Genomic DNA, 23,452 nt, shown 5'->3' with positions numbered 1-23,452 from the left:
GTATTGTTATTATGCGTTTTTATTTTCTAGTAAGGTCAAAATTCCTTCTTTTTCTATCAGGATCATACCGTGCTTATCGGCACTAATGCCCGATTCTAATTGATACGTGTACGTCGGGATATGCCCTTGCATGATCGTCGGTAGATAGCTGAAGCGAATGTTGCTTTCATGCTGATCGCGTAATTTCTCACCAACTTCAACGATGTGCGTGGAGATAAGGAATTGACAATCTTTATGCGCTTGAAAAGCTTGCGTGATAGCTAATGTGGCATCGAATGCATCCTTCACGTTTGTCCCTTTGAAAAGCTCATCGAAAATGATGACCAGCTTTTTGCCTTTGTTCACTTCCTGAGCAACTTGCTTGACGCGCATAACTTCGGCGTAATAGTGGCTTTGCCCCATCGATAGATCATCGGAAACGTTAATCGACGTATACAATCCATCGCGTACCGCAAATTCCATTCGCTTCGCGGGAACCGGAAATCCTAAATGGGCTAAATAGATCAATATGCCGAAGGATTTCATGTAGGTTGATTTTCCTGCCATATTCGCTCCGGTAAGGAAAGTTAGATTCTGTTCGGAATCATAGTCCATAGGATTGCCAATTGCCTTTGGCATAGTTGCGTGATAACCATCCTCAATGCGGATGCTTCTTGAAGAAGCTTCCAACGCTAAGGCCGGCTGAAATCCCTTTTCGTTTGCAACGCTCGATATAGAGATATAGGCATCGAAGTTATAAATTATCCGGAAAGCTTGTTGCAATACATGATTATATTTTCCTCTAATCAGGTAATCCATTTTCGCAATGGAGAATAAACTAGGATCTTCACGTTCGGTATGCATCGATAAGAATTCGAGCAAATTACGCTGTTCAATCAGCACGTCATTGTCAACCTCAACGTAGCGCAACGCGTCGTTTTTGTCTCTTTTTTTCACATCCAGTAACCAAAGATGCAGTTGCGATAGCATGCGTGTGGCGGCGAACATACCATTTTGAAAGAGCGTATCTTCCTGCGCTGTTCCAAGCATTCTGAATGTGCGACGGCGAAGCGACTTCGCGAAGCTGTAAAAGGCTGATATTTTAACGTCGCTTTGATGATACAGTTGAGCGGCCGCAAGATCGTCTAAATCAATGGGGAATCCTGTGCCAATTTGACGAACAAAAGCAATAAACTCCGTTCGCTGACGAATAGGTTCTACGCTAGCGTAAGGCGTTGAAAAAATCGTTTCCAACACACGCTCGCCACCAAAGGTTTGTGTACGATTGAATAAAGAAAAAACGGAGTTTTTCTTGTATTTACCCGGCAGATTTAAATCCTCCAAGGTTTGTTTGTCGGTAATAAACTGCATCCTTATGGTGTTGGAAGTTTTAATAAATCGATAATGCCTTCGTTCTCGATAATAACCATACCGTGGCGATCCGAAGTAATTCCTTCGGTGAGTGCATAAGTATAAATCGGTTTGCCATCTTTCAATTCTGTCGGTAAATAGCGGTATTGAATTTTAGGATAAGATGCACGTAGAAATTCACCAGCTTCGATGATATGCGTAGAAAGCACAAATTGGCAAAACGGATGTTGATACAATCTCGTCGTAATGGCAATTGTTCCATCATACGCATCTTTCACGTTCGTTCCGCGAAACAATTCGTCGAAAATCACGAACAATTTCTTTCTATTTACCAGTTGTTGCGCAATACGTTTCACGCGAAGTACTTCCGCATAGTAATGACTATAACCCATTTGAATGTTGTCCGGAAGGTTAATGGATGTATATATCGCATCGCGCGGCGCAAAATGCATACTTTTTGCCGGAACCGGCAAACCTACATGTGCTAAATACAACGAGATTCCCAAGGATTTCATAAAAGTTGACTTTCCAGCCATATTCGCGCCCGTTAGAAATACAATGTTTTTTTGCTTATCCATCATCAAAGAATTTCCTTTCGCACCATCGATTAATGGATGGTAGACATTTTCGTAACTCAATGTTTCGGATGCCGATTCTTCGGCAGTCGGTAAACAAAATCCACGTTCTTTCGCCACATTTGCAACCGTGAGATAAACATCCAATCGGTAAATTTCCTGTAGTATTTTCAGGAACAATTCACGCTCTTCGAATCGAATTAGATTATCTAAGCGAATCAATTCCTCCTGCGTTATTTTCTTGCTGTCACTGACGTTTGGCAGATCCACCAATAGCGATTCATTCAATTGCTTTTCAATCGGAGATAGGGAATTGCTGAACGCAATCGCGTTGTTCGAGCGCGCTTCTTCTAACATGCCGATAAATGTTCGCACGATCTCCGCACTGGCAAGAATCCCGCTCTTTACTTTTTCCTGTTCCACATCTGCTTTTAGCAGGCGTTGCAAACGAGCGAGCAATCCCTTTTCTTGCAATTGTAGGCGGCTCCGTTCATCGACCATGTCCAAATAGAACAAAGCCTGATCAAACCAAGTTGCCTGAAACGGAAACTTCATCGGATGATCCATGAAATATCCGATCATCTGGCAACGCTCCGTAATTTGCTTTGCATCCGAAAGTGGGTATTGGAACCATTCTTCCAACAATTCCGCTGCTCCGGAAGTTCGAGTCTGATTAAACAGATTATAAATGGAGGTTTTCCCGCGTTGCGCAAAAATCCCCAAATCGTCTAAGGTTTGCTTATCAATATATAATCCCATGCTATCTTCCTCTTCTGCGAATGTTGATGATCAATCCGGCAAGTAACATGCTGACTGGAATAATCCATTTCAACAGGATACTGAAATAAAACCAGCCGCTTTCTTTGATGCGCAAAGTGGTATCAATGGGGTTTGGTAAACGCATATCAACCGGAACTTCGCCATCACTCAACCAGTAAAATGCAGCACTAACTAGGGAGAAGTTCGACGCTTGTACCTGATTACGTTGCATAAACAATTCGCTATTGCTGATCCAGTCGGCATCGCCAGTAACCAAGATTTTTTGCTCCTTGCCATTTACTTTTCTTGATAAAGCCAAAACGGTGGGGTAAGCGTCCATTTTTTCTCCAGCAATCGAATCCAAGCTCGGTTTGCTATCGATAAAGTTGGTCGTTTGCTTTTCGTTCCAAATGCCTGTGCTATCTGTTTGAAATAAAACGGTTTGTTCAAATCCTTTCGATCCATCGTAATGCAACCCTCCGGCAGAAGGCATTGTCAGCACTTCGTTACGCGTCAACATGGGTTCCAAATGAAAAGAGAATTTCGTCGCTTCGATAGTAGGCTTCAAGATCATCAAATCCGGTTGAAGAGCTTCCTGTTGACTTATCAAAACGCCTTCTTCTAAACTGACACCCAGCAATGGTTTCGCTAGTGCGTTGAAATACGCGCGTTGATCGGGCTCGCCGGCAATTAATAGATGTTTTCCGCTTTCAATGTACTTTTTCAAGTTCTCAAATTCCACGGCGCTATATTCTCCACGCGGTTCCGCTAAAACAAGAAGCTGAATACTTTCGTCAATAGGTTTCGATAAATCCACTTTCGTGAAATCAAATCCTTGATTCACCATGGAGTAGCGGAAGGTTTTTTCTTGCGTAATGATTTTGTAACCGCGATCTTGTGCCGATTCGCTGTCGCGCTCACCGTGTCCGGAAACCAATCCCACGGTTGGCAACTTGTCTATAACCAGTCGTTTGATTGCTGCACTGATTTCCGATTCGCTCGGTACACGAACCATATCTTCAAAAACACGAAGGAAAGTTTTCTTACCATTTTCCCGTTCCAAAACACGTACAAAACGATAGTTTTCGGTAGACAAATCTACTTGATCCTTAATTTCTGAATACGGTTTGATATCAAAATTCCATTGGTTGAATTTGCGCAAAGTATCTAAGCGTTCTTCCGTCGTCAAATTCGGGAATTGACGTTCTAAAATCGGGTTGTCCGCGTCGTGATAATAGTACACATATTTCATATTGGTTTCCGGCTTGAAGCGCGTGTATTTTTCAAAGGATTTTACATCGCTTTTGTAGGCCGATGGTAGGCCGATGAAGTTATTACCATCCAACATATTAACGTAGGTAGTAATCGTAAAATCGCCATCCAATTGGCTCATTATATCCTGACTTGCTTGCGTCAGCGTATTGCGTTTTTGATAAGTCGTATCATAATACAATTTACTAGCCGGCAATGTGGTTAGATAACCCAAAATACACGTTACAGCGATCGTTCCAAAGATTTTCGCGAAGCGCAAACTACCAGATTCTTTGTGGCGCATGCCTTGCAAACGGTAAATGCTGAATGACAAAAACAAGGCGCTCACTAGAAGGAAGTAAATGAAATCTTCGGAGGTGATTAAGCCGGAAATGAACAAATCTGCTCGACCATTAATACCTAACCAGTACGTGATTTCACGCACGAATGGCACATCTTGCCACAATCCACGAGCGTAATTCATGATGGCGAAAATGCACAATGTTCCAATTGCTGCTACGATATTGTAATTCGTTAGCGACGACATAAATAATCCGATCGCGGCATAAGCGGCCAAAAGAAGATACAAACCAATCAACCCAGAAAGCAACGGCAGTAAATCCGCATTTACCAAAGTTCCTGCAGTAAAAAGAATAAGAATGACCATGGAGGCAATCAAGATCAATCCAAATCCCAACAGCGCTAAGTATTTTCCTAATATAATTTGTGCATTGGTGATCGGTGAGGAGTAGAGCAATTTGATCGATCCGCTGCTATATTCGCGACTCATCATGCCCATGGTCAGCAAAGGAATATAGAGATATAAATACGATTGTACCTTTGGGAAAATACCACCCCAAGGCGAAGCAAATAAACTTTGTGTCGCGTTATTCAAATCAATCTTCATGGATTGTACGCGAATCATTCCTTCGTAATTACTTGTGAAAAGGAAACCGATTTGAAAGGTAAATATCATTAAGATAAGCCATGCAACCGGCGAATAGAACAGCAGCTGCAGCTCAGTTTTTGCTATTTTTAAAGTTGTTTTCATGTTTTTTTTTGTGCTACTGCTGATTAGGCTTTCTTTTTCTTTTTGGTGAGTTCCGCGAAAACGTTTTCCAACGAACTCTTCTCGGTTGTAATCTCAATTAAGTTCCATTGCTCGCTCACGCTTTTACTTACCAAAATTGGTGTCAATTCTCGCGTATTATCCGATTTGATGCGGAATCGAACGGTACTCAAAGCTTCAATATCGATGACATGTGGCAAGGCCAATAATTCTTCGATCGCTGGCGGCGATGTGATGCTCATTAAAATGGATTGCGGCGCCACTTGGCTATCAAATTCGTGTAGCGTTCCTGAGAAAATTAATCGTCCATCGTGGATCATCCAAATGTGATCACACAGTGCCTGTACTTCCTGTAAAATATGGGTACAAAGCACAACGGTACGTTCTTTCGCAATCTCGCGAATCAGGTGACGAACCTCTAAAATTTGATTGGGATCGAGTCCGTTTGTTGGTTCATCGAATACCACGAAGTCGGGTTGATGAATAATGGCCTGCGCAATCCCAACGCGCTGTTGATATCCTCCGGAAAGGTTTTTTAATAGACGTTTGCGGAAATGGCTGATTCCGCATTTTTCTAACACATCATTGACTGCTTCCCCAATTTCATTTGCAGGCATCAAGCGAAGATTTGCCGTGTGAATTAAGTATTCTTCCACGGTCAATTCATGCAATAAGGGTGGCTGCTGTGGTAGAAAACCAATGTGTTTTTTTGCTACAATTGGATCTTCGGCCAAGTTAATTCCTCGGATGAAAATATCGCCGGATGTTTGGTTCAACACACCGCACATAATATTCATGGTGGTTGATTTCCCTGCACCATTTGCGCCTAGCAATCCGTAAATACCATTTTTCCCTACCTCAAAACTAATATCCTTGATGGCCCATTGCAAGCTGTAGCGATGGGAGAGGTTAACCACCTTTACGATGGGCGTTTCTTGATTCTTATCGATCATTTATATTGTTTTAAAGCACACCGTCCGTAATGAGCGAACGGCGTGCATTAATCCACGTTCTAAATACTATTAACGTGGATTTTGGATGATTTCTGGATTTAATACGATGTATTTGGTCGCAATCGGCATCACGTATCTTGGACTGTTCGGTTCCAATGTATATGTAACACCCTTATATGTGCGGGTTTGCGTAGTAACAAAACCCGGTTCGGAAGCCAAACGCTTCTGATCAAACCAGCGTAAGCCTTTCGCCATAAGTTCCTTACGACGCTCATTGATAACCAACTTTAACGCTTCTGCTTGATTGGCAGCAACAAATGGTTGATAGTCAGCAGTTTCAAATCGGAATTTTCTTAATTCATTAATCACTGCAATTCCCTCCGCAAAAGTTGCTGCGTTGCGCACTAAAGCTTCTGCTTTAATCAGCATCATTTCTGGCACGGTTGGGCCGTTAGTTAATGCTTGGTTTTGAGAAATAATACGCAATTTATTATACCCGAATCCATTAAATGACTGCCAAGTGCCAAATGCAGCTCCTTCGACAACAAATAATGTACGACGTAAATCATTTGCTTCAAATAGATTTAACAATTCTGGATTTAACGCTAATGTAGGATAGGTATTTCTCGTTGTTTTTATGAAAATTTCCTCCGTATCGCGTGTTAAGCTCGGGTAGGTATTTGGACTGTTGACAAATAACTGTAAATCTGTCAATTTGTTCTGTACCGCCAATACTTCATTCGCATGTTGAAGCGCTAATGGATAGTTCTCCATTTGTAAATACGTACGCGCCAACATCGCTTTAGCTGCAGTAGCCGAAGGTAACGTGTTCACTTGCGTCATTTCCGGTAAATCAACCATTGCAGTTGTCAGATCACTGATAATTTGATCGTAAACGCCTTGTACGGGCATACGATCTAATTTTGCAAATAAATCTGGCTTGGTTAATACGGGCACTCCAAGATCGGTTCCTGCTGATGCTGGATTGTATTGCTTGGCATATGTATTCACCAGAAAGTAGTATGCTGTAGCGCGGTGTACTTTCGCTTGTGCAACGATTTGCTTTTTTTCCAATTCGCTTCCCCCTCGACTATCAGGTGCTTCAGCAATGATTTGATTGGTAATGTAAATTTGCTTGTATAGCTTTTGCCAATCTGGATCTTCTTGATTGTCGCCGACAATATCGCCAGCCCAAGTGTATGCGTTCGCATCAATTGCCATGAAACGATTTAAGTAAGAATCGTCAGCCGAATATACATCGTCACTCGCCAAAACAGGGAAATACAAATTCGGCTCCATGTCTACACGATAATTTAATAATGCTTTGTAATCTTCCGTGTATTTCAATTCGCGTTGCCCGATCAGATCAAGCTCCACATATTTTCTACAAGCACTTGTCGTGAACAATGCGGCAGAAAGTATAGTTATAAATATGAAATTTCTTTTCATCTTCTTCCTAAAAATTAAAGACCTAAACGTACTGTGAATAAATAGTGCGGTGTTGGAGGCATACTTTGGTAGGAGCCATCAAACAGGTATTCTGGGTCGATATCTAAACTCGATTTTTTCCAAAGCACACCTAAGTTAGAGGCGGTTACCCCCACATTCAACGATTTAATTGCTTTTGTTGCGCCAACAAAAGAACCATTTACACGGTAATCTAGAGATAGCAGTTGGAAACGAATATGACTAGCGTCCAAAACGTTGATATCTGCGCTTATGAAACGAGATACGCTATTTTGGTTTGAACTAATTACGCCCGGAATGTTGGTGAAAGCTTCATCTCCAGGTTGTTGCCAACGATCAACCAAAGCGGTACTTGTCGATAAAAAGCCTTGGAAAGTGGTGCCAGTAGGATATTGTCCAGCAGTAATTTCTTTTGATCTTACCCTATGTCCAGCTTGGAAGGTAAAGCGAGCTGTCAATGTTAGGTTTTTGTACGATACGCTGTTCGTCCATCCTCCAAAGTAAGGCGGGGTGGTACGTCCCATATAGCGTAAATCGTCTGGCGTGAATGAGCCAGTTGTTGCGTCTGCATTGATAATTTCGCCTGCTGCGTTTTTGATTTGAGAACGACCTTTTTCGTCTAATCCTCCCCAATAGTATGCTCTAATAGCGTCAAGCGGATAACCAGATATGACACTAGCATAGTCTGGCGAATTATTGACGTTAGGGAAGCGAGAGTCGGTTACTTCATTGTCGTTATAAGCGAAATTGAATGAACTATTCCAGTTCCAATCTTGCTTCCGCAAGATGTCACCACTGACCTGGAACTCTAGACCGTTACTTTTCAGATTTGCGGTATTAAAGTTCATAGTAGGCCATCCATAGGTGGTGTTGAATGGTAAAGAAACTACGATGCCTGTCGAACGTTTGCTGTATGCGTCAAACGATACGTTTAAACGATTATTGAACATTCCTGCTTCCAAACCGGTATTGAATGTGCGCGTACGTTCCCAACCTAATTGTTGGTTGGCTGGAGTAGAAATGTAGCCCGTAGGCAATTGAGTAAACGAATCTGGTGCGCCGCGTTGCACGATGGTGTAACTCGTTCCGCTACTTGGAACAGAGCCACCCGTTCCTAAACTTGAACGAACAGATAGCATGTTAATCCAATCTACGTTTTGTAGAAAGCTTTCTTTATGCGCATCCCAACGTAAACCTGCCGACCAAAATGGGCGAGCACGGTTGGATCGGTCTATGCCAATGATGGTTGCATCATCAAAACGCAAACTACCTGTAGCATAATACTTGTTTAAGAATGTATAACCGGCGTTTGCGTAATAACTTAAAAAGCGTTGCTTAGTAATGTTAATTCCGGCATCTTGAATATTGAAATTAGCATTCGCTCCGTAAATATTTGTGTACGGACTCAAGGAGTTTACTAATATGGATTGGTACGTATCAGGGTCAAAACCGTATCTAGTCTGTATGTAGCCTTGCCCTCTTGTCTGACGAATTTCTGTTCCGGCAAACACATTTATCTCGTGTTGATTATTCCATTTATGGTGGCCATCCAATTGAAAGCGAATTGAATAATCATCCGATTTTTGATTAGAAGTGATTAATCTACCGCCCATAGGTACGCCGTAAACTAGACGGTTTTGTGCATTTATCGTAGTACCTGTATTGATCATGTTTCGCATTTCGTAGCTCTCACGTTCGCGTAAGCTTTCCATAGAACGCAATCCTTTTTGATAAGATCCTAACAAGGATGCATTCAACCAAGTGAATGGCGAGTAAGTTAAGTTACCCATCATTCTGGTGATGTTGTTATCGTAGCGATCGTTGCTATATTGTAGCTCATCAATATGATTGTACGTCCAAGGCAAGTACCCTTTGCTTTCAAAACGTTCTTGAGTTACCGCTGGGGTGAATAAGTAGTAGCGATCTAAAGACTGTCCATTCCCATCCGTTAGCATATCATAAGGCGTTAATCCGTAGGTGCCCGGACTGATTGCTGTAAGCGCCGCGTTGTTGACTTTACTATTTTGCATCATGTGATTGATGCTTAAGGCAACTTTTACTTTGTTATTGAAGTAGCTGTTATCTATATTGAAGGTGATGCCAGTATTCTTAGCAAAGTTTTCTTTATAAATCGGTTGATCGTTGCTGTGCGTGATTGATGCGAAGTAACGACCATTTTGCGCCTTGCCGTTGAAGGATAGATTGTATTGCTGACTTTGAGCCTGTTGTAACAAATATTCTCGGATTTGATCGCGGTTATTACGCTGTCCCATTTCGGCTAATCTACTTTCCAATTCTGCTTCTGTGATTTGTCCGTTTTTGTGCTGAAACATAGACGTTAGCGATTCAGAAACATTCATCGATCTCCAGCCATCTTTTGGATCGTAGAAGAAGTTGTTATTAAACAATTCGCGTTCGAAATCAATATATTGAAACGCATTCATCGTACGGAGGTTGTTCAAATTGGCAGGAGCACTTGTCCCGAAAGTACTTGAAAAATTGATGCTGTTCCCGCCAGATCTACCTGACTTCGTTTCAATAACAATAACGCCGTTTGCCGCGCGTGAACCCCAAATTGAAGCTGCTGCAGCATCTTTCAAAACGGTAATACTAGCAATGTCATCAGGATTGAAGTTGTTTAATATACCGGAACTTTGGGTAGTAGCGGACATACGACCACCGTCTCCAGTAGGGTTGCTTGTCAACTGTTGTTCCATCGCTGGAAAACCGTCGATGATAATCAAAGGACCTTTTGTGTCACCAAAATAGCTATTCGGTGTACGCACTTGAATTCGATTGTTTTTAGGGCTGAATTGCACACCGGCAACCTGACCTTCTAAACGCTGCATTAAACTTAAAGATGGATTTTGACGGATTTTCGCCTCGTCGATCACTACCAAAGATCCTGTAGCTTTACTGGGGTCCAGTTTTTGGTAACCTGTATTGGCTAACACGACGACTTCTTCTAATTCAGAAAGCTTTTGTTGCAAAATGAAAATTGGTCCGATATTTCCACGGTTCGAGGTAGATAAATCAATATTGCGGACCACATATCCTAAATAGCTGATTTCTAGCTCGGCATCTGCCGGAATATTATTTAAGCTAAAGCTTCCGTTTTGATCGGTACGTGCTGAAATGTTTGTCCCTTTAATGCGCAAGCTTGCGCCCGACAACGGTGTGCGTTTATCATCGGTTACAACACCAGATACATTATTTTGGTTGGCGGCGCGCGCGCTAATGATGATTGTATTATTTCTAATTTGATAGGAGAGCGGCTGTCCAGCAAAGGAGAGGCTCAATACCTGCGATAGTGAAGCACTCTTTACGGAAAGCGAAATCGGTTTGAATTGGCTTTCGTGTGTTTGTTGCATACTAAAATCGACACCTGTTTTCTTGCGGATGGTGGTTAATACCTCGCGTAGCCCGGCTTGGCTGAATTCATAATCCACTTTATCTTGTGCGTGTGCAGGCAAAATAAAGGAGGAAACAGTCACCAACATGGTGACCCATAGTAATAAACGCATCTGATTAATAATTGTTAATTTGATAGATGTGGCGAGACAGATTTTGCAGATGTGAAATCCTTTAACAGCAGTCTACGCCAAAAAATGATACATTTGTTTTTAACGATATTGTGATCAGCTGATCATGATTAGAAACTTTGGCTGGGGGTGTTCCCGCACCTCCAGTTTATTTCCAATATGACAGCGCTTGAGTTATGGTATTACCATGAGCCTCCTTTCTTTTCCTTGCATCTGTATATCGAATCGTACATTCGTCGTCGCTTCCAACACCTCTAAAACTTGTTTCAAGCTTTTAGATCTCGAAATCGTACTGATGTACTTGTCATTATTTATTTCACCCAGATATTTCACATCTACATCGTACCAGCGCGCTAACTCGTCCATCATTTCAGCAATAGATGCGCCTTCAAATACGAAATCGCCATCTTTCCAAGCTAGTTCCTTTGTCAACGAAGCTTCACGAACTTGCAAATTACTAGCTGTTAAATAAGCCTGTTGACCAGGAATCAGGATATGTTTTTCCATCGATGCGTGCCGAGTAACTTCTACAGAACCTTCTTCCAATGTTGTGCTACTGGCAGTCTGATCATTGTAGGCATTTACATTAAATCGTGTCCCTAAAACCCGAATTTGACTTTGTGCGGTGTGCACAATAAATGGTTGCGAACTATGATCTATTTTCTGCTTGGTGACATCGAAATAGGCTTCACCTTCCAAATATACTTCGCGGGAATTTCCGGCAAATTGCAACGGAAAAGTTAGCTTACTGTCCGCGTTAAGCATCACTTTCGTACCATCGGCTAGAACAACAGTATAGACAGCGCCTTTGGGCGTGATGATCGTATTGCTGAGATTAGCCAGTTCTTTGGGCATATTTCCTTGCATCTCTACATAGGAAATTATATTTTCCTTAGTAAAATCAATACCGATTTGATGATCGACACGCGAACCTTTGTTGTGACCGCCGATCTGAATACGCTGTCCGTCTGAAAGAATTAATTGAGCTGTTTGTCTTGCAGGAGCAAAATCTACTTTAGCATCTTTTACAGAATATGCGCGCTTGCTTTCCTTATGTTCAGTGGTGGATGGATTTTGGTTTTCAACGATTACTTGTTCAGTTGGGTTGTTCGATTGGAAACGAATCATCGCCCAGGTTCCTGAAAGTAAGGTGATCACAACGGCGGCAACGCTGAACCATCTTTTGTAAGCTTTGGATTCTAAACGAATCGGATCTGATACATCATTCGTTTGAATGCTAGCAGAAATTTTTTGCCAACTGTCCTCTAAATCTGCTCCGACTTCCTCATCCGTTAAATCGAAACGTACATTTTGCTTTTTCTGCGCAACATACCAAGCATCCACCAAAGCTTTTTCTTCTGGTGTGCAGGTTTGTGCACTATATTTTTTTAGGAGTTGTTGAAATGAATATTTTTCCTCCACTTGATCTGATTTTATAATTCCTTAATAATTATATAACAGGGAAGCGGTATGAAAGTCCCGGGTCAAATCAGAATTTTTTTAAAAAAGATTTAAAGAAGTATAGCTTTTATTACAAAAATAATACTGATAAGAATATCAGTATGGAAAAATGAAGGCCGCCAAAATGATCGGCAATCGAGATTTTAACAACGAAAGCGCATTACTAATTTGATTCCGAACGGTCTTCTCACTAATGCCGAGAAGCGAAGCAATTTCGCCATGCGAAAGATTATCTTTTCTGCTTAATTCGAAGATTTGGCGCATTTTCGGGGGAAGCTGCGCAATTTCCTGCTCCAAAATCTCGTTCAATTCCTTCTCTCGAACCATAAAATCGGTATCGTTTGTGGATCGGTTGGCAACGAAAGATAGGTTGTCTAGATATTTATCGACGACTTTATGATGTGCTAAGACATTAATTACCGCGTTTTTTATTGACTGATGAAGATAACTGGAAACATTTTCTTGGTGTTTAAGTTCATGCCGACGTTCCCAAATTTTTATAAAAACCTGCTGAATGATGTCTTTTACTTCATCACGATCGCGCAACATGCTATAAGCATGCACATATAGAATGCTGCTAAATCGTTGGTATAACATGGAAAAAGCGTGTTCGTCGTCTTCGTGAATTAAATCAAATAAGACGTCGTCGGCTAAGTGGCTGTATTCGTTCTCCCGCATGATATTATCGTCATAGTGAGGGCCATAACGGTTAATGACGGCAAATTAAATGATTTTTTCTCTAATTCTCCGAATGGATGAGTAACATTACTATAATATCCAATGCATGTGTGTGTTTTTAACCTTAAAAGTAGGATCTGTGACCGATGTTTTCGGGAGGCTAGGAGATTATACCTTTAAGTTTTGATCCGAAGAAATAAAATGATACTATGAATATCGATCGCTATTTTGTTGAAGCTATTTATATCAAAATTCCCTATTTTCGTATCCTATGTCACCGGAAAATCCACAAAAAGCACTTGTACCTAGAGGCGTTATCACCTTTATTTTGAAAGTTTTTCTTTCCTGTATTATCATTTGGACTTACGTGCAATTCGATCAGGTCTATGAAGACAGTAAGATGCTTACTCACATCTCTCGAGGCGCGTCTACTTTTCTTATTTTAAGTATTTTTTTCTCGATTATTCGATACGTTTTTATAGCAATTTATAATGCCAGAAACGCTAATCGCGCAGTTCGGGGCAATTTTGTTCTAGGTGTCAACCGATTGACTGTAGTTGCGAACGCCATCTCAGGAATTATTGCGCTTATGCTATTTTTTGGCATTAATCCCGTCGAATTTGTGACTAGTCTTACTATCGTAGCGATGGCAATTGCCGTCACGCTCCGAGATTACATTACGAATATGATCAGTGGTTTGATTATTATGTTTTCCGACCAGTTATCCATCGGCGATCGAATTCGGGTGGACGATCAGCAGGGTAGAATAATTGATATAACCTTAGCCAATATTGTATTTCAGGACGAGGAAGACGATATCGTGATGGTGCCAAATAATATGGTGTTTAACTCGACGTTTACAAATCATTCTGCGCATCCATCCAGCTTCTTTGCTGTGCGTTTCGAACTTCCGTTAAACGTAGCGTTGGATGTGGAAAAACTAGAGAAATCGCTTCGAGCGAATCTACAATCACATCCTAACCTGGAAAATGCAGAAGAAATGGAATTAAAAGTGTTGGAGATCGGTAAAGATGCTGTCAAATACAAAATCGATCTGCACGCCATCAGTTACAGTAATAAACTGCACCGTCGTTTGGAAAACGAAATCTTGAAAGAGGTATTAAAATTTGAAAAAGAATCTAGTGAAGCTAGATCCGCCTAACTTTCACTTCCTTCACAAAATGCTCGGCATCTTTCAATAAAATCAGATCAGCGCGATAGCGCGTCGGCAGGATATTCTCGTGTAGGTTCGGTCGGTTTATTTCATCCCAGATAGCGCTCGCCATTGCGTGACTTTCCTCCTTTGACATATCTGCATATTTGTGAAAATAGGAGTTGCTGTCCTGAAATGCGGTAGCGCGCAACGATTCGAAGCGCTCGATATACCAATTGACAATATCTTCTTCGTTAGCATCCACGTAAATCGACAAATCAAAGAAATCGGAGACGAAAACGCCATTTCCGACTTGACGTTGGGAATTTACTTGCAACACATTGATGCCTTCCACAATCAAAATATCGGGCTGTTCAATCGTTTGATATTTATCGCGAACAATGTCGTACACCAAATGCGAATAAATCGGTAATTCGTAGGTTCGGTTTCCCGACTTCATTTCAGATAAGAAGTTCAACAACAAACGGGTGTCATAACTTTCCGGAAAACCTTTTCGGTTTAAAATACCTTTGCTAATCAGCTCCGCATTCGGAAATAGAAAACCATCCGTAGTTACCAAATCTACCTTCGGTTTTCCCGGTAGCAATGAAAGCACCTTGCGAAGAACGCGCGCAGTTGTACTTTTGCCGACCGCAACGGATCCTGCAATGCCAATAATGAAGGGAAGATGTTTTTCTTTGCGGTGAAAGTATTCATTGCTGCTAGCATGCAAAGAGCGGTAATGTTTGATATGCAATTCGATCAACGAAGAAAGCGGAAAATATATATCTTCGATTTCAGCCATATTTAATGGCTCCCCAAGCGCCCGAAGCTTGTTTAAATCCTCTGGAGTTAGTTGGTGCTTGCGCGTCCCATTCAACTTTTTCCAAGCTTCTTTGCTGAAACTGTGGAAAGGATTTGTAAATGTTTGCTCTTGTATCGAAGACATAACCTGCTTTTTGATCGCACAAATATAATCGCTATGCGATAAAATTTAACCCTTCATGGTGCTAAAAAGTTTGTAAAAGCCCTTCTAGGATCAGACTTCCCGTCGCTGGGTTCGTCGCCAAAGGTACATTATATAGATCGCAAATACGCATCAGCATCTGAATATCAGGCTCATGTGGATGTTTCCCGAGCGGATCGCGGAAAAATATAATACCGTCGACTTTACCTTCTGCAGCTAAAGCCGCAATCTGCGCATCGCCACCTTTCGGACCACTTAATTTCAATTCAACTTCTAGTCCAGTTTGCTTAACATAAGTTCCTGTAGTTCCGGTTGCTATGATATTTGCGTTTGATAAAGCTTCTTTGTGATCTTTCACAAAAGCGACCATTTCAGCCTTCTTACCATCGTGTGCAACAAGTGCTATTGTTTTCATTATTTTACTTTCTAAAAATTAAGTTCTTGATCACTGATAGAGAAAAATAATCTACCGAATGATCGATTGGTGCGTCACAATATAGGGTTTAGCATTTGGCTATCCAAAGAAAATGTAGGCCACTACGATTGCTGCAATTATACCAACCAATTCCGCAAGCAATGCACAAGGCAAAGCGTGTCTTGTGTTTTTGATCGCTACCGAGCCAAAATAAACAGCTAAAACATAAAAGGTGGTTTCTGTCGATCCTTGAATCACGCAAGCTACGCGTGAAGCAAAATCGTCTGCTCCCTTTGTCGCCATTAATTCCACCATCAAACCACGCGCTCCGGATCCGCTGAGTGGCTTCATAAAAGCGACGGGTAGTGCGTCAACAAATCCGGTATCGATACCCATAGAACTGATGAGAAAACTAATTCCTTCTACTAAATAATCCATCGTTCCAGACGCACGGAAAACCGCAATTCCTACTAAAATAGCGACTAGATAAGGAATGATTTTTACCGCAACGTCAAATCCTTCTTTCGCACCATCAATAAACGCATCGTAAACATTAATTTTTTTGAAAAAGGCTAATGCTATAAATGAAACGAAGATTCCAAACAGGGTTACATTGCCAACCACGCGAGATAATACACCAATTTGTTCCTGACTCAACGTGTTGAAATAATAGAGCGTTCCGAATACCAAAATGGACAATCCGCCCAAGTACGCCAAAATCGTTCTGTTGAATAAGTTAATCTTTTGATATATCGCGACTAATATCAATGCAGCTAATGTAGAGAAGAAGGTGGCTATTAGAATGGGTAAAAATATGTCGGAAGGTTGCGCTGCGCCAGCTTCTTGTCGATATGCCATAATCGAAATCGGTAGGAGGGTTAGGCTGGACGCGTTTAAAACAATAAACATGATTTGCGCATTGCTCGCAGTCTCTTTACTCGGATTTAGCTCCTGCAATTCTTTCATGGCTTTTAAACCCAACGGTGTGGCGGCGTTGTCCAATCCTAACGCATTTGCTGAAAAATTCATCAAAATTGAACCTAAAGCAGGATGATTCTTAGGGATTTCCGGAAATAGCTTACTGAAAAATGGACCGACTAAGCGAGCGAAAATATTGATCATTCCACCGCGTTCACCGATTTTCATAATTCCCAGCGCAAATGTCATCATCCCCACCAAACCCAAACTAATGGTTGCGCCGTTTGCAGCACTTTCAAAAAGCGAGTTGACAATTTGTTGGAAAACTTCGGTATCACCGCCGATCAATTTTATTAATGCAACCACAAACGTGATTAGAAAAAACGATACCCAAACATAATTTAACGCCATTGAAAAGCCATTTTTTCGTAAATGTACATATTAAAAATTATCCATTAAAGACTGCGTTTTACTTTATAATCCGTTCGATAAATAATAGGCGTTAACATTATTTAAGATGATAATTTGACATGGTTAAAAACTTTTTAAATCAAAGCGATGTTCTATTTCCAGCAGCGTGATTGTACGCGGTGGTTAAATATTATTTATTATGAGTAACGTAACAGTATTGAACGATTTAATCGAAATTAATAATGATCGTGTAGCAGGTTTCGAAAAAGCAGTTAGCGACATCAAAGATGAAAATATCGACTTGAAAGAAATTTTCTTAGGTTATGCATCCCAAAGCCGTCAATTCGCACAGGAGTTAAGTGCGGAAGTTGGAAAATTAGGTGGCGACGTAGAAACTGACAATAGTGTAAGCGGTACGTTGCATCGTGCTTGGATTGATATCAAAGCTTTATTTACAGGCGGCGATCGCACAAGCATTTTAAATGAGGCAGAACGTGGTGAAGATGCCATCAAAGCGGCTTATCAAAACGCATTATCTGCAGAGAACTTGTCTTTGGAGCACCGTGAATTAATCAAAGCGCAAGCACAGAAAATTAACGATGGTCATGACGCGATTAAAGCGTTGCGTGACTTAGCGAGAAAAGCGGACTAACCCGCATTTAAAAAGCAAACAGGCAAATACAGCCGCAATAGAATTGATCTTTTGCGGCTGTATTTGTAATAATTTTAAGCGGTTGATCTAAATCTATGGTTATGAAATAATCGCATTACAAGTAAGCATAGTTATTTTGAAACCAAACAAACGAATCGGCCGAATTTTGGAATTGGTCAAAGAAGAATATTATGTCGAATATCGACAATCTACGGGTGCAGATCATGTTGCCGATTACCTTCATGTTTTATGCACACAATACGGGCAACTTGTAGGGAAGAACGTAAGCGTTCAGAAACCCATCGAGTTCGCATGTCAGCAATTTAGAATATATCTACAGGAAGCTAGAAATTCGGAATTAAACGCTGAAGAAGTCGGTTTAAAATCTGTTTTTTCCAAATTTAATGGCTTAATTTTACAGGAGTTACTAAATTCTAAAATCCGTTTCAAGGAAGCCAAGATATCTGTATGGCAGAATTGCAGCGAAGAATTGCTCCAACAGCATTTACCAGCGCTTGCTGTGTAAGTTTTCTTATTATTCCATTAAAGAATCGACGTCTTAAACGAACTTTTTTCGCTTCGCTGCGTTATTATTTGAAAGATAATGTCGATTTAAATATCCACGAATTGCATCTAACATTAATTAAATAGATTTCTGTATGACGGAGGAAAATAAGAAAAAAGGAAACTGGCTTAAGGACCACTTTGCATTGCTAAAAAATTCAGCGATGGGATTTACGGGTGAAGATTGTATGAAGTATAGCGCTTCGCTGGCATATTATACTGTTTTTTCGCTAGGACCAATCTTGGTGTTAATTATCTCTTTGGCCGGCGTCTTTTATGGCCAAGAAGCCACGCAAGGTAAATTATTTTCTGAACTGGGAGGTTTGATAGGGGCAAGCGCGGCTCTGCAAATTCAGGATGTTATCAAGAACTTATCACTCTCTGGAAAATCGAATATTGCATTAGTAATTAGTATAGTTACTTTGTTGTTAGGTGCTACGACAGTTTTCGGAGACATCCAAAACTCCATCAATAAGATTTGGCATGTTCGTCCGAAGGTAAAAAAGGGCTGGCTAAAGATGGTAAAAGATAGGCTGCTTTCCTCATCGCTCGTTATTGGATTAGGGTTCCTTTTTGTAGTTACGCTTATCGTGAATGGGGCTGTGTTGGCTATGACGGATCGCCTACAACGTTTCTTGCCAGATAGTAGCGTGCTCTTATTTAGCGGTTTCAACTTTTTAATCTCATTCGGCGTGGTTTTTCTGTTGTTCGCTGTTATTTTTAAAGTACTGCCGGATGTTATTATCAACTGGAAGGTCGCTTCGTCCGGGGCGCTGTTCACTGCGTTTTTATTTGTATTAGGGCGATTTGGAATCGGTTTTTACATCGATTCTTCTGACACAGAATCCACTTATGGCACGGCAAGTGCGATCGTGCTTATACTTTTGTGGGTGTATTATACGGCCGCTATTTTATACTTCGGTGCCGTGTACACACGTGAATATGCCACTTATCATGGAGTTTCTATAGAGCCATCGGAATTTGCAGTACATGTGGAATTAACGGAGACGGAAAGAGAAGTGAAGGAGATTCCTGCGGCGCCACTAACCGACGAGGAGAAGGATTTAAGTCAACCTGATAAGCCAGGTAGTAGCAGGGAAATGCCTGAGGATCAAAAATAGGAAACAACAATTATCCATATAAAGAAACCGCGATATTCGATCGAATATCGCGGTTTTTCATTCTATTATATAACCTCAAACTAGCTAATTTTAACAATCGGGCACGATTCCCATTGTCATTCCGTTCGGTCCCCAAATAGGAACTACGCGCGTTTGACATCCGGAAGTGTCATCGCCCTCTTGGGGTAATTTACGACTCGTCTCCAAATGCAATTTCAGTGAAGATCCTTGCGGAAATGATTCCGTCGCTTCTTTAAAATAAACCTCCAACTGCAGAATACCTTGTTCTCTTTTTAGTGTGCCCGCGAATTTCATCGTTTGCGTAGGGTTATCGATATCACCTTGAATGCTTTCGTTGCTCACCCGAAAAAAACCGGGAATGTTATCACCTTCTACGCGGAAACTATTGCCATCTTGTTTTCCGCGTAGTTTCATATTTACTTCACCAGTTTTTCCAAAATCAGCCAAGAAAACTAAGGAAACGGAATCCGCCGTTTCATCCATTAAAACAATTCTTCCGTCTCCATCTATGGTTTGCTCAGTAGCACCAACTCCGGTGATTATTGCCTTTGCGGTACCTCGGTATGGCCTTCCTCCGTATAATTCTTGAAAGGTCATGTTTTCAAAATCACGATTTTCATCTTTGCTACACGCTGCAAACATGGCTAATAAAAGTATACTGTATAAGATATTTTTCATCGAAGATAAATTAATATGTGCAGTCGACAAGGTAGCAAGCTATACACAAAATAAAAATCCACGAAAACAAGGATTTTCAGTACACGTTAAAAATCGTTGGTTTGTGTGTAGTTATAATTCTACAAGCTATTTACGGCTTTCCGTAATTTAATTCAAAAGCGAATGCGACATTTGTACTAGTTATGAAGATATCCGCACAAGATTATATTATTTTGGCCATCTTAGATGCAATGGAAACGAATACGTATAGCAGGAGCATGAGGCAGTTGTGCAACGTAAAGTACTCGTTAACTGGCAAGAGTCCATACATCGAATTTTCTAGAAAAGATGGGAAAGATTTGGAGCCAAAGGATGTTTTTTGGCTAGGATTTTTCGTTAGAGAATATTTATAAGATTTTCGTGTAGTACCAGCTCTTATTTTTCGTACTTTGATCGACGAATAAATCGGCCACAGTATGAAAAAAGCAGCAGCTACGCGACTACATATTCTACAAAAATCCTTTGAACTCATTTACGCAAAGGGCTACCAAAATGCTAGCATAGATGATATTTTAGCAACAACTGCTGTTACAAAAGGAGCGTTCTATTATCATTTCAAAAATAAGGATGAAATGGGCTTGGCGATTATCAATGAATTGATGAAGCCGACTTTGAAGCAAGGGCTCGTCGATCCGTTGCAAAATGTATATAATCCGCTGGATGCTATATATCAGCTTATCTATAATCTTTTATTAAAGGATCCATTTTTACGCGTTGAATACGGCTGCCCAGCTGCAAACTTTACGCAAGAAATGGCGCCTTGGAATAAAGAGTTTACCCTTTCGCTCAATGCGATCACGAAAGAATGGGAAGAAACAATGAATTCTGCTATCGAAAGTGGAATAAAGCAAGGAATTGTAAAATCCGATGCGAATGCCTACCAAATAACGCTATTCGTGATGTCTGGGTATTGGGGAATCCGAAATTTTGGGAAGCTCGCTAACACCTCCCAGGTTTACAAGCCGTATTTGAAAGAACTAAAAAGGTATTTAAACAACCTGAAAACAAGCTAGTTGCACTCTTTAAAAGAAAAAGGTTGAATTATTTTTCACAAAAACATACCAATTAGTATGTTTTATATTTAGTTTTGCTTTGCTAAAAGAAAAATGATTAATGAGTTACTTAATCCAATATCACGGTTACTTTCGCTGGCTGGTTTTAGTCAGTTTAATTTTTGCTATTGTTAGGGCAGGAAGCGGCTATTTTTTAAACTCGACATTTTCTAGTTTTGATGATCGTACACGACATTGGACGGCGACCATTGCTCATGTTCAATTTCTAATCGGAATGATTCTTTATTTTAAGAGTCCGATAGTTGCATATTTTTTAAATCAGCCGAAGAAGTTTGTCAGCTATTCCGATGCCACATTTTTCGGAATTATCCACAGCAGTTTAATGTTATTGGCAGTTGTAGTAATCAGTATTGGATCTAGCGTTGCGAAAAGGCAAGCTACTTCATCAGCGAAGTTTCGCACAATGTTAATCTGGTTCTGCGTAGCACTGTTAATTATTTTCATTGCCATCCCTTGGCCATTCTCTCCATTATCAAACAGACCATTTATACGATGAATTTCAAATCCTTTTTTCAAACTTCTTTGGGTCGTCTTCGCTTGTTAGCTTTTTTAGAAGGTGCTTCATTATTATTGCTCATTGGCTTAGCTGTTCCAATGAAACACGCTTTCGGACAGCCAGCATTGTCAAGCTTTTTGGGGCCTATTCATGGCGCGTTATTTCTGTTGTTTATGATTAAGGTGATTAGCGTTGGAATCGAATTGAAATGGCCGAAACGTCGAATGGCGCTAATGTTTATTGCTTGTTTTATTCCGTTCGGAACATTTTATATAGATCATAAATACCTCAAGAAAGCAATAGCATCATGAAAATACTACTAATTATTTCAATAGTATTCACCCTGATTTATACCGCCTATCGCATCTTTTACAAAATGAATCAAAGCGGCAATTTGAACACCTTATTGGAAAAGAATGCTATAATTTTGGATGTTCGGACATCAGTTGAATACGCGCGTGGTCACATTATTAATGCCACAAATATACCCTTAGGCGAGCTAAGAACTCGCTTTACTGAATTAGATAAATCCAAAACATACATTACAGTTTGTTCGCATGGATTGAGAAGCGTTAAAGCACTGAATTTGCTAAAAGAGCGCGGTTTCGTCCATGTGTATAATGGCGGATCTTGGGAAGATTTATCAAAAAAGCATTCTTTATCAACCCGATAAAGAATGCTGTATGGATTGCTTAACTTATATCGTTGTGATGGTTTTTATTAGTGGAAGACGCGTTTTCGGTTTTAATTCCGGTTGATTTTTGTCGTCCGTACTACGGTAACCGATGGCAACAGCGAATAATGTTTTATAGCCATCCTGTTTCAACACTTTATCATATTCTGAACCTTGAATGCCTTCCATCGGCGTGCTATCGAACGCTAAACTAGCGCAAGCGGCCAAAAAGAAACCAAGTGATAAATAAACTTGATGTTGCAACCAAGATTTTATAGCAACATCACCCAGTGGCTTCACAAATTGGTTGTAATAGTTCACTGAACCTTCCGGCAAGTTTTCATTGATTTGCTGCTCAAAGCGCGCAATATCATCAATAGCGCTAAACACCACTAAATGACTCGCTTCATTTATTTTCTGCTCGTTGAAGAAAGATAGGCTAGCTAACTCTGCTTTTACTTTTTCGTTGGCAACAAATGTAAAATGCCAAGGTTGGCTGTTAATAGAAGACGGACTAAGACTGATAATTTCCTTTAATTCCTCAATGATAAAATCTGGAATCTTTCTACTGGAGTCATATTTCTTTGTAGTGTAACGCGATTTAGATAGTTCTTTGAAGTGCATAAATTTCAATTGTTAATTATTGTACTTTTTTTACTTACTAAAATGATGATAGCAATTCAAGCTATGCAATGATGGTATATATGTATCGTAGACGATATATTTTGCTACGGTAGGAGCGATTTTAACGGAAATTAGGTAATGGCAGGAAGGATTGCGCAGCTACTCGAATCATTAGAACATGTGCGCCTGGTCTATCATGCGCGTCGATTACCTAATCGCGTATGTACAGGCAAAATGACTTCGTAAATTCTGTGACTTAACTGAGCGAGATCTTTTTCGAAATTAACAGGTTCCGTAATGGTTTTTTGACTAAGTGCCAAAATCTCACGCAAATTATCATTGCTTATTTCCGTGTCGAAGGCGCTATAAAGCAGCTTTCTAAGCATTTCCTTTTGTCCTACTTCCAATATGTTAATGATAGCATCGCTATCTAAGTAGAGGTCGAGCCTCCTTTTGATCTCGGTTCTCATGGGTCAACAAATAAACGGAATATGGCTTATTCCGTGGTTTGGTAATATGCAATATTACGGAAAACTAAATCA

The 23,452-nt window shown here is 40.6% G+C and carries 23 protein-coding genes; 8 read left to right on the top strand and 15 right to left on the bottom strand.

What is annotated here, in order from left to right; all coding sequences use genetic code 11:
• Window positions 1-9 precede the first annotated feature (9 nt).
• The 8 genes from ACFSQ3_RS09845 to ACFSQ3_RS09810 all read right to left on the bottom strand — a co-directional run bounded on the left by ACFSQ3_RS09845 (window position 10) and on the right by ACFSQ3_RS09810 (window position 13,105).
• Complete coding sequence (locus ACFSQ3_RS09845) at window positions 10-1,350, bottom strand: MutS-related protein (protein WP_380869373.1); 1,341 nt, start codon at window positions 1,348-1,350, stop codon at window positions 10-12.
• A gap of 2 nt (window positions 1,351-1,352) precedes the next feature.
• Window positions 1,353-2,684, bottom strand: a complete 1,332-nt coding sequence (locus tag ACFSQ3_RS09840; RefSeq protein ID WP_380869372.1) for a MutS-related protein — start codon at window positions 2,682-2,684, stop codon at window positions 1,353-1,355.
• Between the two features lies 1 nt (window position 2,685).
• Window positions 2,686-4,986: a Gldg family protein gene (locus tag ACFSQ3_RS09835; RefSeq protein ID WP_380869371.1), complete on the bottom strand. Its 2,301-nt coding sequence runs from the start codon at window positions 4,984-4,986 to the stop codon at window positions 2,686-2,688.
• A 23-nt stretch (window positions 4,987-5,009) separates the two neighbouring features.
• On the bottom strand, window positions 5,010-5,957 hold the full coding sequence (locus ACFSQ3_RS09830) for an ABC transporter ATP-binding protein (protein ID WP_380869370.1): 948 nt from the start codon (window positions 5,955-5,957) through the stop codon (window positions 5,010-5,012).
• 69 nt (window positions 5,958-6,026) lie between these two features.
• A complete protein-coding gene (locus tag ACFSQ3_RS09825) occupies window positions 6,027-7,406 on the bottom strand; it encodes a RagB/SusD family nutrient uptake outer membrane protein (RefSeq protein WP_380869369.1) in 1,380 nt (459 codons plus the stop codon).
• 14 nt (window positions 7,407-7,420) lie between these two features.
• On the bottom strand, window positions 7,421-10,948 hold the full coding sequence (locus tag ACFSQ3_RS09820) for a SusC/RagA family TonB-linked outer membrane protein (RefSeq protein ID WP_380869368.1): 3,528 nt from the start codon (window positions 10,946-10,948) through the stop codon (window positions 7,421-7,423).
• A 192-nt stretch (window positions 10,949-11,140) separates the two neighbouring features.
• Complete coding sequence (locus ACFSQ3_RS09815) at window positions 11,141-12,388, bottom strand: FecR family protein (protein ID WP_380869367.1); 1,248 nt, start codon at window positions 12,386-12,388, stop codon at window positions 11,141-11,143.
• Window positions 12,389-12,523: 135 nt separating this feature from the next.
• Window positions 12,524-13,105, bottom strand: coding sequence for an RNA polymerase sigma factor (locus tag ACFSQ3_RS09810; RefSeq protein ID WP_380869366.1), 582 nt, complete (start codon window positions 13,103-13,105; stop codon window positions 12,524-12,526).
• A gap of 271 nt (window positions 13,106-13,376) precedes the next feature.
• On the opposite strand from ACFSQ3_RS09810, the gene ACFSQ3_RS09805 reads away from it, so the two are divergent.
• Window positions 13,377-14,267: a mechanosensitive ion channel family protein gene (locus ACFSQ3_RS09805; RefSeq protein WP_380869365.1), complete on the top strand. Its 891-nt coding sequence runs from the start codon at window positions 13,377-13,379 to the stop codon at window positions 14,265-14,267.
• Here ACFSQ3_RS09805 and coaA read toward each other — a convergent pair.
• From coaA to ACFSQ3_RS09790, 3 genes are all read right to left on the bottom strand, one after another.
• Window positions 14,254-15,207 (bottom strand): type I pantothenate kinase, encoded by a 954-nt coding sequence (coaA, locus tag ACFSQ3_RS09800; protein ID WP_380869364.1) that lies wholly within the window; start codon window positions 15,205-15,207, stop codon window positions 14,254-14,256. The two genes, ACFSQ3_RS09805 and coaA, sit on opposite strands and share 14 nt — an antisense overlap.
• A gap of 61 nt (window positions 15,208-15,268) precedes the next feature.
• Complete coding sequence (locus tag ACFSQ3_RS09795; protein WP_380869363.1) at window positions 15,269-15,640, bottom strand: methylglyoxal synthase; 372 nt, start codon at window positions 15,638-15,640, stop codon at window positions 15,269-15,271.
• 99 nt (window positions 15,641-15,739) lie between these two features.
• Entirely contained in the window at window positions 15,740-16,969 is a 1,230-nt protein-coding gene (locus ACFSQ3_RS09790; protein ID WP_380869362.1) for a nucleoside recognition domain-containing protein, read from the bottom strand.
• Window positions 16,970-17,168: 199 nt separating this feature from the next.
• Between ACFSQ3_RS09790 and ACFSQ3_RS09785 the strand changes: the two genes are divergently transcribed.
• The 3 genes from ACFSQ3_RS09785 (at window position 17,169) to ACFSQ3_RS09775 (ending at window position 19,306) form a co-directional block, all read left to right on the top strand.
• Window positions 17,169-17,621, top strand: a complete 453-nt coding sequence (locus tag ACFSQ3_RS09785; protein ID WP_380869361.1) for a ferritin-like domain-containing protein — start codon at window positions 17,169-17,171, stop codon at window positions 17,619-17,621.
• Between the two features lie 136 nt (window positions 17,622-17,757).
• A complete protein-coding gene (locus tag ACFSQ3_RS09780; RefSeq protein ID WP_380869360.1) occupies window positions 17,758-18,147 on the top strand; it encodes a hypothetical protein in 390 nt (129 codons plus the stop codon).
• Window positions 18,148-18,280: 133 nt separating this feature from the next.
• Window positions 18,281-19,306, top strand: coding sequence for a YihY/virulence factor BrkB family protein (locus ACFSQ3_RS09775; RefSeq protein WP_380869359.1), 1,026 nt, complete (start codon window positions 18,281-18,283; stop codon window positions 19,304-19,306).
• A gap of 90 nt (window positions 19,307-19,396) precedes the next feature.
• On the opposite strand, the gene ACFSQ3_RS09770 is transcribed toward ACFSQ3_RS09775, so the two are convergent.
• Window positions 19,397-20,005: a hypothetical protein gene (locus tag ACFSQ3_RS09770; RefSeq protein WP_380869358.1), complete on the bottom strand. Its 609-nt coding sequence runs from the start codon at window positions 20,003-20,005 to the stop codon at window positions 19,397-19,399.
• 182 nt (window positions 20,006-20,187) lie between these two features.
• Here ACFSQ3_RS09770 and ACFSQ3_RS09765 point away from each other — a divergent pair, with 182 nt between their 5' ends.
• A complete protein-coding gene (locus tag ACFSQ3_RS09765) occupies window positions 20,188-20,397 on the top strand; it encodes a hypothetical protein (RefSeq protein ID WP_380869357.1) in 210 nt (69 codons plus the stop codon).
• A gap of 63 nt (window positions 20,398-20,460) precedes the next feature.
• Entirely contained in the window at window positions 20,461-21,057 is a 597-nt protein-coding gene (locus ACFSQ3_RS09760) for a TetR/AcrR family transcriptional regulator (protein WP_380869356.1), read from the top strand.
• A 339-nt stretch (window positions 21,058-21,396) separates the two neighbouring features.
• On the opposite strand, the gene ACFSQ3_RS09755 is transcribed toward ACFSQ3_RS09760, so the two are convergent.
• A complete protein-coding gene (locus ACFSQ3_RS09755; protein ID WP_380869355.1) occupies window positions 21,397-21,561 on the bottom strand; it encodes a hypothetical protein in 165 nt (54 codons plus the stop codon).
• A 48-nt stretch (window positions 21,562-21,609) separates the two neighbouring features.
• Between ACFSQ3_RS09755 and ACFSQ3_RS09750 the strand changes: the two genes are divergently transcribed.
• Together ACFSQ3_RS09750 and ACFSQ3_RS09745 are read left to right on the top strand one after the other, a co-directional pair.
• Complete coding sequence (locus ACFSQ3_RS09750) at window positions 21,610-21,924, top strand: DUF3817 domain-containing protein (RefSeq protein WP_380869354.1); 315 nt, start codon at window positions 21,610-21,612, stop codon at window positions 21,922-21,924.
• Window positions 21,921-22,286: a rhodanese-like domain-containing protein gene (locus ACFSQ3_RS09745; RefSeq protein WP_380869353.1), complete on the top strand. Its 366-nt coding sequence runs from the start codon at window positions 21,921-21,923 to the stop codon at window positions 22,284-22,286. Before ACFSQ3_RS09750 ends, ACFSQ3_RS09745 begins: the two co-directional genes overlap by 4 nt.
• A gap of 24 nt (window positions 22,287-22,310) precedes the next feature.
• On the opposite strand, the gene ACFSQ3_RS09740 is transcribed toward ACFSQ3_RS09745, so the two are convergent.
• The gene (locus ACFSQ3_RS09740; RefSeq protein WP_380869352.1) at window positions 22,311-22,910 is read right to left on the bottom strand and encodes a nitroreductase family protein; all 600 of its coding nucleotides are present in this window, start codon (window positions 22,908-22,910) and stop codon (window positions 22,311-22,313) included.
• 194 nt (window positions 22,911-23,104) lie between these two features.
• On the bottom strand, window positions 23,105-23,380 hold the full coding sequence (locus tag ACFSQ3_RS09735) for a hypothetical protein (protein ID WP_380869351.1): 276 nt from the start codon (window positions 23,378-23,380) through the stop codon (window positions 23,105-23,107).
• Window positions 23,381-23,452: the final 72 nt, after the last annotated feature.

Source organism: Sphingobacterium corticis (assembly GCF_042684745.1).
Taxonomy (GTDB): Bacteria; Bacteroidota; Bacteroidia; order Sphingobacteriales; family Sphingobacteriaceae; genus Sphingobacterium; species Sphingobacterium corticis.
This window is presented reverse-complemented; position numbering and strand designations above follow the sequence as displayed.

Bases quoted from the DNA above. Each gene is read 5' to 3' on its own strand.
- ACFSQ3_RS09845 (WP_380869373.1), bottom strand. From the start codon at position 1,350: ATGCAGTTTATTACCGACAAACAAACCTTGGAGGATTTAAATCTGCCG.
- ACFSQ3_RS09840 (WP_380869372.1), bottom strand. From the start codon at position 2,684: ATGGGATTATATATTGATAAGCAAACCTTAGACGATTTGGGGATTTTT.
- ACFSQ3_RS09835 (WP_380869371.1), bottom strand. From the start codon at position 4,986: ATGAAAACAACTTTAAAAATAGCAAAAACTGAGCTGCAGCTGCTGTTC.
- ACFSQ3_RS09830 (WP_380869370.1), bottom strand. From the start codon at position 5,957: ATGATCGATAAGAATCAAGAAACGCCCATCGTAAAGGTGGTTAACCTC.
- ACFSQ3_RS09825 (WP_380869369.1), bottom strand. From the start codon at position 7,406: ATGAAAAGAAATTTCATATTTATAACTATACTTTCTGCCGCATTGTTC.
- ACFSQ3_RS09820 (WP_380869368.1), bottom strand. From the start codon at position 10,948: ATGCGTTTATTACTATGGGTCACCATGTTGGTGACTGTTTCCTCCTTT.
- ACFSQ3_RS09810 (WP_380869366.1), bottom strand. From the start codon at position 13,105: ATGCGGGAGAACGAATACAGCCACTTAGCCGACGACGTCTTATTTGAT.
- ACFSQ3_RS09805 (WP_380869365.1), top strand. From the start codon at position 13,377: ATGTCACCGGAAAATCCACAAAAAGCACTTGTACCTAGAGGCGTTATC.
- coaA (WP_380869364.1), bottom strand. From the start codon at position 15,207: ATGTCTTCGATACAAGAGCAAACATTTACAAATCCTTTCCACAGTTTC.
- ACFSQ3_RS09795 (WP_380869363.1), bottom strand. From the start codon at position 15,640: ATGAAAACAATAGCACTTGTTGCACACGATGGTAAGAAGGCTGAAATG.
- ACFSQ3_RS09790 (WP_380869362.1), bottom strand. From the start codon at position 16,969: ATGGCGTTAAATTATGTTTGGGTATCGTTTTTTCTAATCACGTTTGTG.
- ACFSQ3_RS09785 (WP_380869361.1), top strand. From the start codon at position 17,169: ATGAGTAACGTAACAGTATTGAACGATTTAATCGAAATTAATAATGAT.
- ACFSQ3_RS09775 (WP_380869359.1), top strand. From the start codon at position 18,281: ATGACGGAGGAAAATAAGAAAAAAGGAAACTGGCTTAAGGACCACTTT.
- ACFSQ3_RS09770 (WP_380869358.1), bottom strand. From the start codon at position 20,005: ATGAAAAATATCTTATACAGTATACTTTTATTAGCCATGTTTGCAGCG.
- ACFSQ3_RS09765 (WP_380869357.1), top strand. From the start codon at position 20,188: ATGAAGATATCCGCACAAGATTATATTATTTTGGCCATCTTAGATGCA.
- ACFSQ3_RS09760 (WP_380869356.1), top strand. From the start codon at position 20,461: ATGAAAAAAGCAGCAGCTACGCGACTACATATTCTACAAAAATCCTTT.
- ACFSQ3_RS09755 (WP_380869355.1), bottom strand. From the start codon at position 21,561: ATGAAAATAATTAACAGTGCTACGCAGAACCAGATTAACATTGTGCGA.
- ACFSQ3_RS09750 (WP_380869354.1), top strand. From the start codon at position 21,610: ATGAATTTCAAATCCTTTTTTCAAACTTCTTTGGGTCGTCTTCGCTTG.
- ACFSQ3_RS09745 (WP_380869353.1), top strand. From the start codon at position 21,921: ATGAAAATACTACTAATTATTTCAATAGTATTCACCCTGATTTATACC.
- ACFSQ3_RS09740 (WP_380869352.1), bottom strand. From the start codon at position 22,910: ATGCACTTCAAAGAACTATCTAAATCGCGTTACACTACAAAGAAATAT.
- ACFSQ3_RS09735 (WP_380869351.1), bottom strand. From the start codon at position 23,380: ATGAGAACCGAGATCAAAAGGAGGCTCGACCTCTACTTAGATAGCGAT.